This window comes from Nonomuraea sp. NPDC050786 (genome assembly GCF_040654115.1).
GTDB lineage: Bacteria > Actinomycetota > Actinomycetes > Streptosporangiales > Streptosporangiaceae > Nonomuraea.
The window spans coordinates 1-16,222 of record NZ_JBFAHJ010000033.1; the positions used below are offsets into that span (position 1 = coordinate 1).

The 16,222-nt window shown below is 71.6% G+C and carries 17 protein-coding genes; 10 read left to right on the forward strand and 7 right to left on the reverse strand.

Annotation, left to right across the window (positions count from 1 at the left end; translation table 11 throughout):
• Positions 1-196 precede the first annotated feature (196 nt).
• Positions 197-382, forward strand: coding sequence for a hypothetical protein (locus tag AB0H84_RS42110; RefSeq protein WP_357617516.1), 186 nt, complete (start codon positions 197-199; stop codon positions 380-382).
• A gap of 48 nt (positions 383-430) precedes the next feature.
• On the opposite strand, the gene AB0H84_RS42115 is transcribed toward AB0H84_RS42110, so the two are convergent.
• The 3 genes from AB0H84_RS42115 to AB0H84_RS42125 form a co-directional block, all read right to left on the reverse strand.
• Positions 431-1,255: an isocitrate lyase/phosphoenolpyruvate mutase family protein gene (locus tag AB0H84_RS42115; protein ID WP_357617518.1), complete on the reverse strand. Its 825-nt coding sequence runs from the start codon at positions 1,253-1,255 to the stop codon at positions 431-433.
• 1 nt (position 1,256) lies between these two features.
• A complete protein-coding gene (locus AB0H84_RS42120; RefSeq protein WP_357617520.1) occupies positions 1,257-1,553 on the reverse strand; it encodes an antibiotic biosynthesis monooxygenase in 297 nt (98 codons plus the stop codon).
• 126 nt (positions 1,554-1,679) lie between these two features.
• Entirely contained in the window at positions 1,680-2,693 is a 1,014-nt protein-coding gene (locus tag AB0H84_RS42125; protein ID WP_357617521.1) for a LacI family DNA-binding transcriptional regulator, read from the reverse strand.
• A gap of 229 nt (positions 2,694-2,922) precedes the next feature.
• On the opposite strand from AB0H84_RS42125, the gene AB0H84_RS42130 reads away from it, so the two are divergent.
• Positions 2,923-3,708: a ThuA domain-containing protein gene (locus tag AB0H84_RS42130; protein ID WP_357617523.1), complete on the forward strand. Its 786-nt coding sequence runs from the start codon at positions 2,923-2,925 to the stop codon at positions 3,706-3,708.
• Positions 3,705-4,829, forward strand: coding sequence for a Gfo/Idh/MocA family oxidoreductase (locus tag AB0H84_RS42135; protein WP_357617525.1), 1,125 nt, complete (start codon positions 3,705-3,707; stop codon positions 4,827-4,829). The genes AB0H84_RS42130 and AB0H84_RS42135 overlap by 4 nt, the downstream gene beginning before the upstream one ends.
• Here AB0H84_RS42135 and AB0H84_RS42140 read toward each other — a convergent pair.
• Positions 4,826-5,470 carry a helix-turn-helix domain-containing protein gene (locus AB0H84_RS42140; RefSeq protein WP_357617526.1) on the reverse strand — a complete coding sequence of 215 codons (645 nt, stop codon included), beginning with the start codon at positions 5,468-5,470 and terminating at the stop codon, positions 4,826-4,828. The genes AB0H84_RS42135 and AB0H84_RS42140 overlap by 4 nt on opposite strands.
• Before the next feature lie 22 nt (positions 5,471-5,492).
• Between AB0H84_RS42140 and AB0H84_RS42145 the strand changes: the two genes are divergently transcribed.
• Positions 5,493-6,842: an MFS transporter gene (locus AB0H84_RS42145; protein WP_357617529.1), complete on the forward strand. Its 1,350-nt coding sequence runs from the start codon at positions 5,493-5,495 to the stop codon at positions 6,840-6,842.
• Entirely contained in the window at positions 6,839-7,276 is a 438-nt protein-coding gene (locus AB0H84_RS42150) for a hemerythrin domain-containing protein (protein WP_357617530.1), read from the forward strand. The genes AB0H84_RS42145 and AB0H84_RS42150 overlap by 4 nt, the downstream gene beginning before the upstream one ends.
• Before the next feature lie 24 nt (positions 7,277-7,300).
• On the opposite strand, the gene AB0H84_RS42155 is transcribed toward AB0H84_RS42150, so the two are convergent.
• Complete coding sequence (locus tag AB0H84_RS42155; RefSeq protein ID WP_357617531.1) at positions 7,301-7,876, reverse strand: ATP-binding protein; 576 nt, start codon at positions 7,874-7,876, stop codon at positions 7,301-7,303.
• A gap of 459 nt (positions 7,877-8,335) precedes the next feature.
• Between AB0H84_RS42155 and AB0H84_RS42160 the strand changes: the two genes are divergently transcribed.
• The 5 genes from AB0H84_RS42160 to AB0H84_RS42180 all read left to right on the forward strand — a co-directional run bounded on the left by AB0H84_RS42160 (position 8,336) and on the right by AB0H84_RS42180 (position 14,101).
• Complete coding sequence (locus AB0H84_RS42160) at positions 8,336-10,894, forward strand: nitrate- and nitrite sensing domain-containing protein (protein ID WP_357617533.1); 2,559 nt, start codon at positions 8,336-8,338, stop codon at positions 10,892-10,894.
• Positions 10,887-11,312 (forward strand): roadblock/LC7 domain-containing protein, encoded by a 426-nt coding sequence (locus AB0H84_RS42165; RefSeq protein ID WP_344989923.1) that lies wholly within the window; start codon positions 10,887-10,889, stop codon positions 11,310-11,312. The genes AB0H84_RS42160 and AB0H84_RS42165 overlap by 8 nt, the downstream gene beginning before the upstream one ends.
• Positions 11,309-11,659 carry a DUF742 domain-containing protein gene (locus AB0H84_RS42170; protein WP_357617535.1) on the forward strand — a complete coding sequence of 117 codons (351 nt, stop codon included), beginning with the start codon at positions 11,309-11,311 and terminating at the stop codon, positions 11,657-11,659. Before AB0H84_RS42165 ends, AB0H84_RS42170 begins: the two co-directional genes overlap by 4 nt.
• Positions 11,640-12,221 (forward strand): ATP/GTP-binding protein, encoded by a 582-nt coding sequence (locus AB0H84_RS42175; RefSeq protein ID WP_357617537.1) that lies wholly within the window; start codon positions 11,640-11,642, stop codon positions 12,219-12,221. The genes AB0H84_RS42170 and AB0H84_RS42175 overlap by 20 nt, the downstream gene beginning before the upstream one ends.
• Positions 12,222-12,307: 86 nt before the next feature.
• Positions 12,308-14,101, forward strand: a complete 1,794-nt coding sequence (locus tag AB0H84_RS42180) for a hypothetical protein (protein WP_357617539.1) — start codon at positions 12,308-12,310, stop codon at positions 14,099-14,101.
• Between the two features lie 15 nt (positions 14,102-14,116).
• Here AB0H84_RS42180 and AB0H84_RS42185 read toward each other — a convergent pair whose 3' ends face one another.
• A complete protein-coding gene (locus AB0H84_RS42185) occupies positions 14,117-14,917 on the reverse strand; it encodes an SDR family oxidoreductase (protein WP_357617540.1) in 801 nt (266 codons plus the stop codon).
• A complete protein-coding gene (locus tag AB0H84_RS42190; RefSeq protein ID WP_357617542.1) occupies positions 14,914-16,128 on the reverse strand; it encodes a PP2C family protein-serine/threonine phosphatase in 1,215 nt (404 codons plus the stop codon). Before AB0H84_RS42190 ends, AB0H84_RS42185 begins: the two co-directional genes overlap by 4 nt.
• Between the last annotated feature and the right edge of the window lie 94 nt (positions 16,129-16,222).

A 16,222-nucleotide genomic window follows, 5' to 3' on the forward strand; every position in this document is an offset into this window, starting at 1 on the left:
GAAAGCTATCTCGCTGGGCTCCACCTACGTGGTGCCATCTTGTGGATCCGAAGCCTGCAGCCCACATAGAGATCCGAACTCAGAACAGGCCCTAGATCGCCGGATCGCCCGCCGCCCAGCTGCGCCGAGAGGTGCGGCAGGCCGGGTTCACGCCCGCGCCGGGCGAGGCCATCGGCGCGATCACGGGCACTCGACCGTGCTCGGAGGCTACGACGCGGACGGGCTGGTCGACGAGCTGCACCTGTCCGTCTACCCGGTGGCGCTGGGCACCGGGGCACGGCTTTTCCCCGAGGGCGCGCCGCGAACGACGCCGGCCCTCGCCGGATGCCGGGGCTTCGACCACGGGGTGGCGCAGCTGACCTACACCCCGCCGACCGGCTGAGACGGGGCTCCGTGGGGGTCGGCACGCGCCGGCGCCCCACGGAGCCCCTTACCGGAAGACGGCGTTGAGCGCGCCGTAGTCGAGGCCGTTCGCCAGCGCCGCGTACGTGCCGCCGGTGAGCAGCTCGGCGGCCGCTCGCGCGGCTGACCCGTACGCGGACTGGGCGATCGCCGAGCCGACGCTCACCCGCGCGACTCCCGCCGCCGCCAGCTCATGCACCGGCGGGGCGCCGGGCCCGGTCATCACGTTCAGCGGCAACGGCCCGCCGGCCAGGCGGGCGACGGCGTCCAGCTCCAGCAGGCCCGGCACGAACAGCCCGTCGGCGCCCGCGTCGGCGTAGACCCGTGCCCTCCTCTCCACGTCGGCGAGCCGGTCCCCGGGCGCGCCGACGCCGGCCAGGTAGACGTCGGTACGGGCGTTGACGAACAGATCGACGCCGGCCTCCTCCGCCGCCGCCCGCGCCGCGGCGATGCGCCGGGCCTGGTCCTGCGGCGCCAGCAAGGGCGCGCCGTCGGTACCGGGGGAGTCCTCGAGGTTGACGCCCACCGCGCCGGCCTCGACCACCGCCCGGACGGTGGCCGCGACGTCGCCGGGGCCGGGGCCGTACCCGCCCTCGATGTCGGCGGTCACCGGCACGGTCACGGCCGCCACGATGCGGGCGACGGCCGCGACCATCTGCTGCCTGCCGAGCCCGTGGGCGTCCGGCGCCCCGTTCGCCCAGGAGACGCCGGCGCTCGTCGTGGCGATCGCCCGCGCCCCCGCGGCTTCGATCAGGGCGGCGGAGGCGGCGTCCCAGGCGTTGGGGAGCACGAGCACCGTGCCCTGGTGGAGGGCCCTGAAGCGGGCCGCCCGCGTCCTCGTGGTCGGCGTCATGCTAGATGCCGACCAGGAGTTCGTGGTCGATCTCGACGAACTCCACGATCAGCTCGGCGAACCGGCCGGCGATGAGCTCCTGGTAGGCGGGGGAGCCTGTGTGGGCGTCATAGGCGGCCTGGTCGGCGAAGTGCTCCACGAAGAGCAAGTAGTCGACATTGGCCGGGTCACGGTAGACGCGGAACGACAGCGTGCCGTCCTCCTGCTCGGGGCCCTTCGGCGCGAACTCGTGGACGATGGCCTCCGCCTCGGCCTGCTTGCCGGGCTTGAGCTTGATGGGGAACACCTTGGCGAGCATGAGAGATCCTTCTCGATCGGGGCGCGGCGGCGCCGCGCGTCAACGAGAAGAAAGGATGTTCCGTGGCACGGGGGCACGTCCGGCCGGATCCGGACATGTGCGGCGGGCTCCGCTCTGTAATGGCGGCTAGCGGGTCGGGGCGGGGCCGACTGACTGGCCCGGGACCAGGGTGCAGGGGATGAGGACGTGCGGGGGAGCGTCCTGGGCCCCTTCGAGCTGGTCGATCAGGGCGTTCACGCCCAGGCGTCCCAGCTGGGCGGCCGGTGCCGCCATGACGGTGAGGGACGGCTCGATCATCTCGCCGAACTCGGCGCTGGTCGCCGCGGAGATGATCGACAAGTCGTCCGGCACGGTGCGGCCGAGCGCTCGTGATCCCTTGACCAGTCCCGCCGAGGCGCGCTCGTTCACCAGGATGACGGCCGTCGCCTCCGTGAAGTCCTCGCTGAGCCGGTGGGCCGCCTCCCGTCCTCCGGCCGAGGAGCCCTCCACGGTGATGACGGCGGCCGGCTCGCCGAGGGCCGCCATCGCGTCGAGGTAGGCGGATTTCACCCGCGTGATCCAGCCCGGCTCGTTCCCGGCCGGGTCCTTCATGCGCAGGGTGACCAGCGCCATGCGCCGGTGGCCGAACGAGCGGAGATGCTCGACCGCCTGGTCGATCGTGGCGGCGAAGTCCATGTCGACGTACGGCAGCTCCTCGTCCTCGGTCCGCCCGATCAGCGCGAAGGGGAGCCCGGAGGCGATGAGCCGGTCGACGCGGGGGTCGCGGAGCTGGACCTCCATGAGCAGCACGCCGTCGACGAGACCGCCGGCGAGCAGGTGGGACATCTGCTCGTCGTCGTTCAGGGGCCACAGGACGAAGTCGTAGCCGCGCTCGCGAGCGCCGTTGGCGGCGCTCATGACGAACTGGTTGCCGGTGGCGTTCGGCCAGGCCTCGCGGCAGGGGTGCAGCAGCGCGAGGATGCGCGTGTGCGAGCTGGCCAGGGCGCGGGCGACGACGTTCCGCTTGTAGTCGAGCTCCTCGATGGCCGCCTCGATGCGGGCGCGCGTCTCCGGCGCGACCCGCTTGGTCCCGTTGAGGACGAAGGAGACCGTGGCGATGGAGACATTGGCGCGTTCCGCGACGTCGCGCATCGTGACCATGGATGCTGCCTCCCGGCTCGTGAGGGCGCGAGAAGAGCAGGGTAACCCTCTCGTGGCTGCCTCGGTAAATCGCTTAACTAGTTATTGACATCACAGAGCGACAGGCGCACCATGCATCACGAACGAGATCGGTTAAGCGCTTTACATCCCTATTGTCCATCCCTTGAGAGCGATGCGTCCCCCTCCATCCCGGCGGGCACCATCAACGGCGCGATCAAATGAGAAAGGAATGCGCGTGCAGCTGAACGTCACCGTATGGGGCGAGAACCGCCACGAGCAGGTCGAACCCCGTGTGGCCGAGATCTACCCGGACGGCATGCACAACGCCATCCGGCGGGGCATCGAGGGCTGGCTGGGCGAGAAGGCGACCGTCGCCACGGCCACGCTGGACGAGCCCGAGCACGGCCTGACCGAGGAGGTGCTGGCCAACACCGACGTGCTCATCTGGTGGGGTCACGCCGCGCACGCGGAGGTGGCCGACGAGGTGGTCGAGCGGGTGCACCGGCACGTCCTGTCGGGCATGGGGCTGATCGTGCTGCACTCCGGCCACTGGTCGAAGATCTTCGTCAAGCTCATGGGCACCACGTGCACCCTGCGCTGGCGCAGCGAGAACGACCGCGAGCTGGTCTGGACGGTGAACCCCACCCATCCCATCGCCCGCGGCATCCCGCACCCCATCGAGATCCCCGCCCAGGAGATGTACGGCGAGCAGTTCGACATCCCGGCGCCCGACGAGCTGATCTTCATCAGCTCCTTCACCGGCGGCGAGGTCTTCCGCAGCGGCTGCACCTTCCGGCGCGGCAACGGCAAGATCTTCTACTTCAGCCCGGGCGACCAGGACTACCCGGTGTACCACCACCCGGACGTCCTGCACGTCATCGCCAACGGCGTCGAATGGGCGGCCGGTGACCGGTCACGGCGAGAGCTGCCCACGCTGCTCCGTTACGACATGGGCGACTTCTTCGGCGGCCACGGCTACCGCGGCGCCATGAACAACAAGGAGAGCGCCGAGTGAGCGGTTTCGCCCGTGCCGCCGATCCGGCGCGCCCGCTCCGCGTCGTCCAGGTGGGGGCCGGCTCGATGGGCCGCGCCTGGATACGGACCCTGACCGACTCCGACGACGTCGAGCTCGTCGGAGTGGTCGACCTCGACACGGAGCTGGCACAGGAGGCCGTACGGGCGGTCGGCGGCGACATCAAGGTGGGCGCCTCGCTCGGCGAGCTCCTCGCGCCCACCGCGCCGGACGCGGTCGTGAACGTCACCGTTCCGGCCGCGCACGGCGCGGTCAACACCGAGGCGCTCTTCGCCGGGCTGCCGGTCCTGTGCGAGAAACCGGCGGCGCCGACGCTCGCGGAGGCGCTCGTCCAGGCCGCGGCGGCCGAGGCGTCCGGGCAGCTGCTGATGATCAGCCAGTCGCGCCGGTACTTCGCCGCCCTGGCGGAGTACCGGCGCCGGCTCGCCGAGCTCGGCACGGTCGGGCTGCTCACCACCGATTTCTTCCGCGGCCCGAGGTTCGGCGGCTTCCGCGACGAGATGGAGCAGCCGCTGCTGGTCGACATGGCCATCCACGCCTTCGACGCCGCCCGGTACCTGCTCGGCGCGGAGCCGGTCTCCGTCGTCTGCGAGAGCTGGAATCCGGCCTGGAGCTGGTACCGGGGCGACGCGGCGGCGACGGCGAACTTCCGTTTCGACGACGGCGCCCGCTACGTGTTCACCGGGAGCTGGTGCGCGGACGGCCTGGAGACGTCCTGGAACGGCGAGTGGCGAGCCTCCGGCTCCGAGGGCACGGCCACCTGGGACGGCGAGGACCGGGTCGCCTCCAGCGTCAGCGGCGCGGTCGCCGTGCCGCCCGGCGGCAGTGAGCAGATCGCCGGAGCGCTCGTGGAATTCGTCGCGGCGCTGCGTACGGGCGTGGCGCCTTCGGGGACGATCGCCGGCAACATCCGCAGCCTCGCCATGGTGGCGGCGGCCGTCCGCTCCGCGGAGTCGGGTAGGCGCGTCGAGATCGACGCGCTCCTGGAGGAGGCCTACCGCGACGCGCTGGCCCACCCCGTGCCCGAGGAGATCCGTACGAGACTCGAGTCCTGGGGGACGCCGACGGCCGCGCTCACGGAGGAACGCGCCGTCACGAGCTAGGGACGCAGCAGGCCGCGCACGACCGCCCGTACCCCCTTTTCGAAGGTGTCGCGGGCGGTCAGCTCTTCCCAGCGTTCGCCCAGCGCGGCCAGGCGCGGCAACTCGGCCGCGTCAAGGTCGGCGAAGAGCCGGCCGCGGTACGTCGTCCGGCCGCCCTCGCGCCTGCGGGCGGCGGCCGCCCGCGCGGTGATCTCGCCCGCGGTGTAGTGCCAGATGATCCGGTAGAGGTCCACGGCCGCCTCCGGGGTGAGCCCGGCGCGTACGGCCGCGTCGATGATGGTCTCCGGATACCACAGCGCGTGCACGGACATCAGGTCGTCGGCCCTGAGCACCTCGACGGCCCACGGCACGCCGGTCAACGCCTGCCGCATGGCGACGGCGGCGGCCACGATGCGCTCGTCCCCGGGCTCGTCGGGCAGCTCCGGCCGGGGCATGCCGCTCGCGTAGTCGTCGAGGAGCAGCAGGAGCAGCTCGTCCTTGTCCTGGACGTGGTGGTAGAGAGCCATCGGCGTGGCGCCCACCTCGCGGGCGAGTCTGCGCATGGTCAGGCCCGGTACGCCCTCCTCGCCGATGATGCGGTGGGCCGCGGAGACGATGTCCGCTCTGGAGATCTTGGGGGGCCGCCCCGTACGCGCCGGCATCCTGTCATGTTACTTTCTATACATGTATAAAAAGTCCTCCTGGGCGGCTGTCGGCGTGCTCGCGTTCGCCGTGGCCGTGGGAACCCTGCAGATGACCGCGGTGGTGCCCCTGCTTCCCGTGCTGCAGCGCCAGCTCGAGGTGCCGCTCACCTCCGCCTCCTGGACCGTGACCTCCGCGCTGCTGTCCGGAGCGGTCTCCATCCCGCTGCTGTCGCGCCTCGGCGACCTGTACGGCAGGCGGCGCGTGGTCATGGCCACCCTCGGCCTGCTGATCATCGGCGCCCTGCTGAGCGCCGTGGCCACCACGCTCGCCCTGGTCATCGCCGGGCGCGTGCTGCAGGGCGTGGCCGCGCCCGTGCTGCCGCTGGCCATGGGCGTGGCCAGGCAGCAGGTGGCACGCGACCGGCTCCCCACGGCCATCGGCGTGCTGAGCGCCATGATGGGAGTCGGCAGCGGCGCCGGCATGATCCTCGCGGGCCTGGTCGGCGGCACGTACCAGGCGCTGTTCTGGATCCTGGCGGGGCTCGGCGCCGTCGGGCTGGTGCTCGTCGCCCTCTTCGTCCCCGAACCGGCCCGGCCCGCGCCCGACGGGCGTCCCGATCTCGTGGGCGCCGCACTGGTGGCCGCCTGGCTGGTCTGCCTGCTGCTGGCCATCACCAAGGGCGCGGCCTGGGGCTGGACGTCCCCGCCCACCTTGGGGCTGCTCGGAGCGGCCGTGGCGGTGTTCGCCCTCTGGGTCGCGACGGCCCGGCGTGCCGCGTCGCCGCTGATCGAGATCCCCATGCTGACGCACCGGGGGACGGTGGGCGCGACGGTGGCGTCGCTGCTGCTCGGGTTCGCGCTGTTCGGGGCCATCACCACGCTGTCGGCCGTGGTGCAGACCGAGTTGGGCGCCTCGGTGCTCCAGGTCGGCCTGTACCTGCTGCCGGCGGCGCTGCTGATGCTGGTGGTCTCGCTGTTCGCGGGCCGTCTCATGCGCGCCTTCTCGGCCTCGTCGCTGGTCGGCAGCGGCTCCTCGCTGGTGGCCGTGGCCACCCTGTGGCTGAGCGTGGCGCACCACCGGCCGTTCGACCTGTACGGGGCGTCAGTCGTCCTCGGCGTGGGCCTCGGCCTCGGGTACGCGGCGCTCGGCACGATGGCCGTCGAACACGTCGAACCCGCCAAGACCGCGGCGGCCGGAGGCGTGAACGCCCTGGTGCGGCTCGTCGGAAGCAGCCTGGCCGGCGCGGTGACCGCGGCCGTGATGTCCGGCTCCGGGGCGGGATGGAGCTTCGGCACCTCCGCGCTCGCGGCCCTGGTCTCTGCGATCTTCGGTTACGCGCACGGTGCTCTGGCCCGGGTTCCGGGCCTGGTGAGGGAGGAGACGGCATGACGCACGACGGCGGCGCCGCCGGACAGCGGCTGATCGCATGGGGCGACGAACTGGTGAAACTGCACGACGGTTTCCGCCGCGACCTCGCGGAACTGCGGCGTACGGCGAGCTGGAGCCCCGGCCTCCGGGAGCACTGCCTGACCTTCTGCCAGGCCCTGCACGCCCACCATGCCGGCGAGGACGACGTCCTCTTCCCGCACCTGGACGGCCTGCACCCCGAGCTGGCCACGGTGCTGACCCGGCTGCGCGGCGAGCACCAGGTGGTGGCGCGCATCCTGGCTCAGATCCGGACCCTGCTGGACACCGGCGACCCCGCCGGACTCGCGACCGAGCTCGACCGGCTCGGTGCGGAGCTGGAGGCGCACCTGGATTACGAGGAGGAGCAGCTCGTGCCGCTGCTCAACAAGATGATCGACGTTCCTGAGGACCTCTAGGGTCACGAACAGGCCCGGCGGCTGTCAGCCGGTCTCGAACCACACGGCCTTGCCCGTGTGAGTGAGATCGACTCCCCAGCGCCTGGCCAGCAGATGGACCATGAAGAGGCCGCGCCCGCCCTCGTCGGTGGGGCCGTGCCGCCGGGTGCACGGGAGCCGCGGGTCCTCGTCCCAAACCTCGCAGCGAAGGGTGTCGCCGCGGGCCGAAAGGGTGAGGACCGGGTCCCCACGGGCATGTTCCACGGCGTTGGTGAGCAGCTCGCTGGCGAGCAGTTGCATGGTGTCCATGATCTCGCTGCGCCGATGGACTCCCCATTCGCTGAGCTTGTTGCTGATGAGGTGACGCCCGGCCGGTATCGAGGCCGGATCCTGTGGCAGTTCCCACGACGCGTGGTGCTCCTGGAGCACGGATCTCGCCCTGTGCACGAGCCCGCGCAGCCGGCGGGCCGCCGTCTCCAGGACGCGCGTGCGGTCACCGTCCGGGCTCGGGATGAATGGTCGGTCACGGTGGAGTGTGTCCGTCTTGCTCAGCGGGCGCGGCCCGGAACAGCGCAAGATGACGTAACCCATGACCGGCAGACCGTGGATGTCGATGGTCATCGCCTCCCTTCCTCGGCTGAGAAGCCTGCTCGTACTGCCCTACGATTCCCGCTGCGGAGGGTCGCCGTCTTCACCACCAGCACCCATCTTCGATCCCGGGAAACGGCACCTCGGCGTGCTAGCTAGCTGGAATGAGGGCTGCCGGCATGCGGCGGCCGGCCGAGGTTATCGGACATCCGGAAACGATCAAGCTGCCGCCGGCCGGCCTGACCGGCCGTCATTTCGAGTCCCGTTCTGTAACTCTGCGTGAGATGCCAACTGTCACGGTCACGAACCGTGTGCTGACAAAGAGTCAACCCGCCATTCGCGGTGAATCTTCGCATCTGTACCTTGAAGTACTTCTGCCCCATCGGCATAGTGGACGGACCACAATGCCAGTCGTGGCAGAGGTTCTCGGGGGCGGTGCCGGTTCACGACTGCCCAGAAGCGCATCGCCATGCGCGGAATTGGACATGAAGGATGAGTTCGCCCCCACCGATCCGTACCAAGCTGCTCAGGATCCTCCTGCTTCCGCTGGTCTCCATGGTCGCCTTGTGGGGCTTCATCGCCTACTCGAGCGTGGACGAGATCGTCACGGTCTCCCAGGCACAGGACCGCTGGGAGGCCATCGGCTCGCCGGTGCACCAGCTCATCGTGGAGTTACAGAGGGAGCGGCAGCTCTCGGCCGAGGCGCCACGCGGCACGGCCAGGTACGCGCCGCTGGCCGCGCAGCGGCGGGCCACCGATGCCAAGGCCGAACGCCTGCGCCAGATCGTCGGATCCGTTGACGGGCAGGCGGGTGGGACCCCGGCCCAGGTGCACGCGCTGCTTCAGGCGCTCGACGGGCTGCAGGCGCTGCGCGAGTCCGCCGACGGCGGCGTGCTCGCTCCGCCGGTGGCGATGATCGACGCGTACAACAACCTGATCAGCGTGGCCAACAAGCAGTTCAACGACCGCGACGCGCTGAGCGACGTCTCGTCCTTCCGATCGGTGCGCGGCATGGCCGCCTACAGCGCCACGGCTGAGTACCTGGGCCGCGAGCACGCCGTGCTCACCAGCACGATGGTGCACCGCAGGATGACGCCGGTCGACCGGGCCGCGTTCGTCGCCGCGTTCACCAGCCGCAGGCTCATCTTCGCCAACGCCGAGCGCGACATCGGCCCCGAGCTGCGGGTGAACTACGACAAGCTGGTCGACGGCGGCCCGTACCGGAGGCTGTTGGAGACAGAGGACCTGCTGTTCACGTGGGACACCAGCGGTGGCGCGCCGCCGGTGAACCCCTCCCAGTGGCGGAGCGACATCGACGCCCTCCTCGGTGCGATCAACCGCGACACCGAGACGGAGCTGGCCCGCACCACGGCGGAGGCCGACGCGCTGAAGACCGGCGCGTACTGGCGGATCGGGCTCGTCCTCGTCCTGGGCCTGGCGGCGGTGCTGGCGTCGGTGGCGCTGTCGTACCGGTTCGGCCGCTCGCTGATCGCCGAGCTCAGCCGCCTGCAGGGGTCGGCGGTGGAACTGGCCGAGAAGCGGCTGCCCTGGCTGGTCGAGCGGCTGCGCCGAGGCGAGGACGTGGACCCGGCCACCGAGGCTCCCGACCTCGACGCCGCCGACACGGCCGAGGTCGACCGGGTGGTGCACGCGTTCTCCGCCGTACGCCGCACGGCGGTCGAGGCCGCGGTGGGCCAGGCGACCCTGCGCAAGGGCGTCGGCCAGGTCTTCCTCAACCTGGCCCGGCGCAACCAGGCGCTGCTCCACCGCCAGCTCGCGATGCTCGACACCATGGAGCGCCGGGTCGACGAGCCGGAGGTCCTCGAGGACCTGTTCAAGCTCGACCACCTGACCACCCGCATGCGGCGGCACGCCGAGAACCTGATCATCCTGTCCGGCTCCGTCCCCGCGCGCCGCTGGCGCGACCCGGTGCCGCTGTTCGACGTCGTACGCGCGGCGGTGCTGGAGGTCGAGGACTACACCCGCGTCACGGTCGTGCCGATGCCGAACGCCCCGCTCCTGGTCGGCGGCGCGGTCACCGACGTGATCCACCTGGTGGCCGAGCTGGTGGAGAACGCCACCGCCTTCTCCCCGCCCGACACGACCGTGCACGTCCGCAGCATGACGGCGGCCAACGGCTTCGCGCTCGAAGTCGAGGACCGGGGCCTCGGCCTGAACCCCACCACCCTCCACGAGATCAACGCCAGGCTGGCCGACCCGCCGGAGTTCGACCTGGCCGACAGCGACCGGCTCGGCCTCTTCGTGGTGTCCAGGCTCGCGGCCCGGCACGGGATCAAGGTCTCGCTGCGCCCCTCGCCGTACGACGGGACCACCGCGATCGTGCTGCTGCCCGCCACCCTGCTCGCCAACACCCAGCCGCCGGCCGTGGCCCCGGCGGAGCACGTCGTCGCCCGCGCGAGCAGGCCCATGCGCGCGCTCGGCACGGGCCCCGCCGAGGGCCGGGCCAACGGGACGGCCGTCACCGATGTCGAGCGCGGGACCTGGTTCGAAGCCCCCGCGCAGAGAACGGAGCCCATGACCGAGAGCGCGCCCCAGCCCGAGCCCGCGACCGGCCCCGCTCACGAACCGGCGCACGGCGCTGCGAACGGCGCTGTGAACGGCGCTGTGAACGGATCAGGGCACGGATCAGGGCACGGATCAGGGCACGGCCCAGTGAACGGGTCGGGGTACGGCCCTGCGAACGGGTCGGCGCGCGGGCCGGCGGGCGAGCACGTCACCGGGCCGATCCCGACGCCGGTGCCCGGCCCCGCCGCCTCTTCCGGCCGGCCGGGGGAGTGGAGCGTCACGGACCTGGCCCCGGCGGCGGAGGAGGACCTCGACGGGCTGCCGATGCGGGTGCCGCAGACCAACATGGCTCCCCAGCTCCGTGCCGCCGCCAGGAGCGGGGACCGGCGCGCCGTCTCGGCGCGCTCGCCGGAAGAGCTCGCCCAGATCATGTCGTCCATGCAACGCGGCTGGCAGCAAGGTCGCCGCCAGGCCGAGCAGGGACGAGATTTGCGGAACCGAAAGGACGACCATCCCGATGCCTGACTCCAGAAGCGAACTGAGCTGGCTGCTCGACGACCTCACCCAGCGTGTTCCCGGCATCAGGCACGCCATCGTGCTGTCCGCGGACGGGCTGGCCATGGGCGGCTCCCGGGGCCTGACCCGGGAGGACGCCGAGCACCTGTCCGCCATCTCCGCCGGCAGCCACAGCCTCGCCATGGGCGCCGGACGGCACTTCGCCCTCGGCGGCGTGCGGCAGACGATCATCGAGATGGAGGGGGGCTTCCTCTTCGTCACCGCGGCCGGACAGGGCGCCCGGCTGGCCGTGCTCGCCTCGGGCGACGCCGAGCTGGGCATGGTCACGTACGAGATGGCCCTCCTCGTCAAGCGGGTCGGCGAGCACCTCTCCTCCCAGCCGAGGGGAGCGGCGCCGGCACCCGCCTGGAACGGCGCGAGACTGTGACCGGAGAGGATCCAGGGCCGCTGCTCCGGCTCTTCGGGCTCACCGGGGGCCGGGCGCGGCCGCAGGGAGAGACGTTCGACCTGGTGGCCATCGTCACGACAGTCAGCGGCTCCTACGAGCCCGCGGAACTGATCCCCGAGCACCGCGCCGTGCTGTCGCTGTGCCAGAAGCCCACCCCCGTCGCGGATGTCGCGGCGCACCTCAAGCTGCCGCTCAACATCACCCGGGTGATCCTGGGCGATCTGCGGCGGGAGGGGCTTGTCACCATCGAACGTCCGCGCCCCGTGGCGCAGACGATCGACGAACGGATTTACAGGGAAGTTCTGCATGGACTACGCAGCCTCTGAGCCGGGGGCGACGGCGGTCGCCTCCGCCTTGGCCATCAAGATCCTCATCGCCGGTGGCTTCGGCGTCGGCAAGACGACCATGGTCGGCACGATCAGCGAGATCCGGCCCCTGCACACCGAGGAGTTGCTGAGCGAGCGGGGCATCGGGGTGGACGACACCTCAGGCGTGGAGTCCAAGACCACGACCACCGTCGCGCTGGACTTCGGCCGCATCACCATCCGCGAGGGGCTGTGGCTGTACCTGTTCGGCACCCCCGGGCAGGACCGCTTCTGGTTCATGTGGGACGAACTGGCGCTGGGCGCGCTCGGCGCCGTCGTGCTCGCCGACACCCGACGCCTGGAGGACTGCTTCCCCGCGGTGGACTACTTCGAGCAGCGCGGGGTCCCGTTCGTGGTGGGCGTGAACTGCTTCGAGGGCGCCCGCCGCTACGACCCGGCCAAGGTACGGCGGGCGCTCGCGCTGAACGAGAGCATCCCGATCGTGCTGTGCGACGTGCGCGAGCGCGAGTCGGTCAAGGAAGTGCTCACGACGCTGGTCACGTACGCGGTGAAGGGCGTCTGACTTCGCGCGTTACAAGAGGGGTCCAAGTGACTCCCAAGCCGCTCCGTGGAGCATGGTCCCGCTCGATGAAGAGAAAGGGACCCCCGATGAGAAGGACAGCGTTGCTGCTGGGTGCCGCGCTGCTCGGCAGCCTGCTGGCCGCCCCACCTGCGCTCGCCGCCCCCGCCGCCCCGGCCGTCAGGACGGCTGTGGCCAAGGTCAAGGCGAGCCCCGCCAAGCAGTCCGGCGCCTGCCCCACCACGGTCGGCTTCTCGGCCGTGGTGGCCGCCAAGGGCAGGGGAGTCGTGCGCTACCGCTGGGTACGCGGTGACGGCAGCAAGGGCGCCATCAAGAGTTTCCGCGTGAACGGCACGCGGAGGGTGGCCGTGACGGACCGCCAGACGTTCGACCGCAGCACCTCCGGCTGGCAGGCCGTGGAGATCGTCGGCAGGAGGGGCCTGTCGGCCAAGGCGCGGTTCAGCGTCGTCTGCGCGGGCCCCAGCGAGGTGTGGGACGTCTCCCACCCGCTGCCCGCACGGCCCGGCGGGCCCCTGGTCGCCGCGGCCGACGTGACCGCCGACCCGGCGACCTACCGCGGCGCCTGCCCGACGACGGTGACGTTCACCGGCACCATCCAGGTGTCGCGCACGCCCGCCAGGGTCGACTACCGGTGGATCGACAGCAGCGCGGGGGAGGGGCGGCCCGAGTCGCTCTTCTTCGCGGCGGGCGGGCCCCGCAGCCGGCAGGTCACGCTGCCGCTGGCCGTGGGCAGCTCCGGCAGCGGCTGGAAGGCCATCCGCATCCTCGCCGCCGGCGGTCACGACTCGAGACGGGCCGCGTACCAGGTGACCTGCGGGACCGGGCCGCAGCCCACCCCCACCCCCACGCCGACGACGAGCCCGACGCCGACCCCGACGCCGACCCCGACGACTGAGCCGCCCGCGCAGAAGCCGGTGCCGCAGATCGTGGACGTCACGCCGGGCGACTACGAGGGCGACTGCCTGGAGCCCATCGCTTACCAGGCGACCGGCCGCGTCTCGCTCCCGGCCGGTCCGGCGCGGAAGGTCACGTACCGGTGGATCCTCGACGGCTCCAAGTGGCAGGAGCAGGTCGTCGACTTCCCAGCCGGCGACCAGCCCCGCACGCGTGAGGTCTCCGCCGCCTGGAGCCTCGACTCCACCAGGAACGGCACCCATACCCTCGGTCTCATGGCCGAGGGCGGCCCCGCCGAGCCGGCGGAGCGCACGTTCACCCTCGCCTGCGCCGACGCGGGCGGCGACGCCAAGCTGACCTTCGAGTACATGCTGACCTCCCACTTCCACGGCCGGTGCGACAGCGCGTTCAGCCTGCGGGCCGACGCGATGGTCACGACGGATCGCGAGGCGGAGGTCAAGTACCGGCTGGTCGTCGACGGCAAGCCGGGCACGCTCAGGACCGCCCAGCTCAAGCCGGGTGTCCGGAGCAGGATCGGCGACTTCTGGTACAGCAACGCCAAGTCGGGCGGCACCGGCGTGGTCCGGCTGGAGATCCTGAACCAGAACAAGCCCGCCAAGCAGGAGCCGTACAGCTGGGCGTGCGTGCCGGCCGAACCCTCCCCGGGCACGGTGCAGATCACCCAGATCGAGCCCATGGGTTACTACGGGGACTGCGTGGCCGACCCGTACATGACCGCCTTCGGCGAGTTCAGGGCGGCGCCGGGCACGGAGGTCACCTACAAGTGGGTGATCGACGGCCAGGACCGGGAGACGTTCACCCACAAGATCCCGGAGAGCGGCGTCCTCGGCATCCAGGCCTGGAGCTGGAGCCGGCCGGCCAGGACCGACGGAACGGTCAGGATCGAGGTCCTGAACCACAACAAGCCCGCGGCCCAGGCCACCTATCCGGTGCGCTGCGAGCGCTGAGCGGCCGCCCTGGGCTCAACCGTTACGCCAGTCGCCTGAGCCGAGGGAGCCGGCGGCCTGGGGCCCCATCAGCCCCAGCCCGCCGTCGACGAACACGGTCGTCCCGGTGACATATGACGAGGACGGGCTCGCGAGGAAGGCCACGACCGCGGCCACCTCGCGGGCGTCCCCGGGCCGGGGGACGGGGTAGCCGGGCCTGGTGCCGGGCTGCGGCGGCAGGTCCTCCTGCCCGGTCATCGGGGTGGCGATCTCGCCGGGCGCCACGGAGTTCACGGTGATGCCGTACTCCGCCAGCTCCAGCGCCAGCACCCGGCTGAGCATGCGCAGCCCGCCCTTGGCCGCGCAGTACGGCCCCGCCCCCACCCTCGGGTACTCCTCGTGCACGCTGGTGACGTTGACGATGCGGCCGCCCCTGCCCGACGCGACCATGCGCCTGGCGGCCCGCTGCGCGCACAGGAACGCCCCGTCGAGGTCCACCGCCAGGACGGAGCGCCAGCGTTCGTAGCCCATCTCGAGCAGCGGCTCGCTCGTGCCGGTGCCCGCGTTGTTGACCAGCACGCCGACCCCGCCCAGCTCCTCGGCCAGCTCGTCGACGACCGCCGACGCCCGTTCGGGATCGGTCAGGTCGTGCCCGCGCACCGCCGGCACCTGGCCCAGCGCGCGTACCTGGGCCGCCGTGTCCTCCGCGCCCTCGCGGTCCGTGTGGTAGGTGATGCCGACGTCGAACCCCTGCTCGGCGAGGGCCACGGCGGTGGCCTTGCCGATGCCGGAGTCCGCCCCGGTGACGATCGCCACCTGGTCGTACGCGTCACTCATGATGTTCCCTCCGGGAGAGCCGATCCGGCGAAACCATGCCATTCGGTCACCACCACGGTGGCGTCGTCGTGCAGCTCGCCGTGGTGGTAGTCGAGGATGCTCTTGACCAGCCGGCGCAGCGTCTCGGGGACGGGCAGGCTGGAGCTGCTGTGGCGGATGATGAAGTCCACGAACCGGGCGAGCCCGAACTCGCTGCCCTGAGCGGCGCCGGCCTCGACGATGCCGTCGGTGTACAGCAGCAGCCGATCGCCCGGCTCCAGCTGCTCCTGGCAGACGGTCACGGGGATGCCGAGGTCCAGGCCGAGAGGGTGGGCGGGCGGGCACGTCAACGTGGTGATCCAGCGGCCGCCGCGGATCAGCACCGGCAGCGGGTGGCCGCGGTTGATCCAGGTGAGCAGGCCGGTGCGCAGGTTCAGGTCGGCCATGACGGCGGTCACGAACCGGGTGCCGCGGCCGAACTCCTGGATCAGCACCCGCTCGATGGCCTTGCTGTTGGCGGTGAGGTCCATGTCCTGGCGGCGGTGGTTGCGGCTGGCGGCCATGGCCAGGTTGGCAGTCAGGCCCGCCGAGACGTCGTGGCCCATCGCGTCGAAGACGGCGAGATGCAGGGTGTCGCCGTACAGGGCGTAGTCGAACACGTCGCCGCCCACCTCGTAGGCGGGCTCGATCACGGCTGCCACGGTCACTTCAGGGGTGGAGAAGGTCAGCGGCGGGAGCAGTTGCCACTGCATCTCGGCTGCCACGTTCATCGGTCGCGAACGCAGCAGGCGCTGGTACTCGTCGCTCTGCGGGCGCTGGCTGACGACCAGGAGCGCGACCAGGCTGGCCAGGTGGACGGCGGCCGGCGGGACGTCGTCCGCGTCGCTGCGGATCCGCAGCAGTCCCAGCCGTTCGGTGCCGTCCAGCAGCGGGATCCACCAGTGGCGCTCGCCGTGCTCCCCGCTCTGCGGCAGGCAGCGTACCTCCTGGAAGGCCCGTCCCCCCAGGCTGCCGTCCACGCGCAGCTCCTCGGCGGGCCGGTCATGGGCGCCGGGGCAGCGCAGCCGACGCAACGTCATCTGCTGCAGGTCGGCGAGGTAGATCGTCACCTCGCCGAGGCCGGCGTGCGCGCCGTACTCGGTGGCCAGCGCCGGCAGGCGCTCCAGCGTGCTCGTGTGACTGGCCTCGAGCAGTGCGACCAGCATGCGCTCGATTCCGCTGGATTCGGTCATGCCTCCCTGCCGGTACGTTCTCGTGGCCCCCCTTTCCGTTCCCCTTCCCCGCCTCGATCGTCACGGGCCCGGTCGACGATTGCGGAACGGGCAC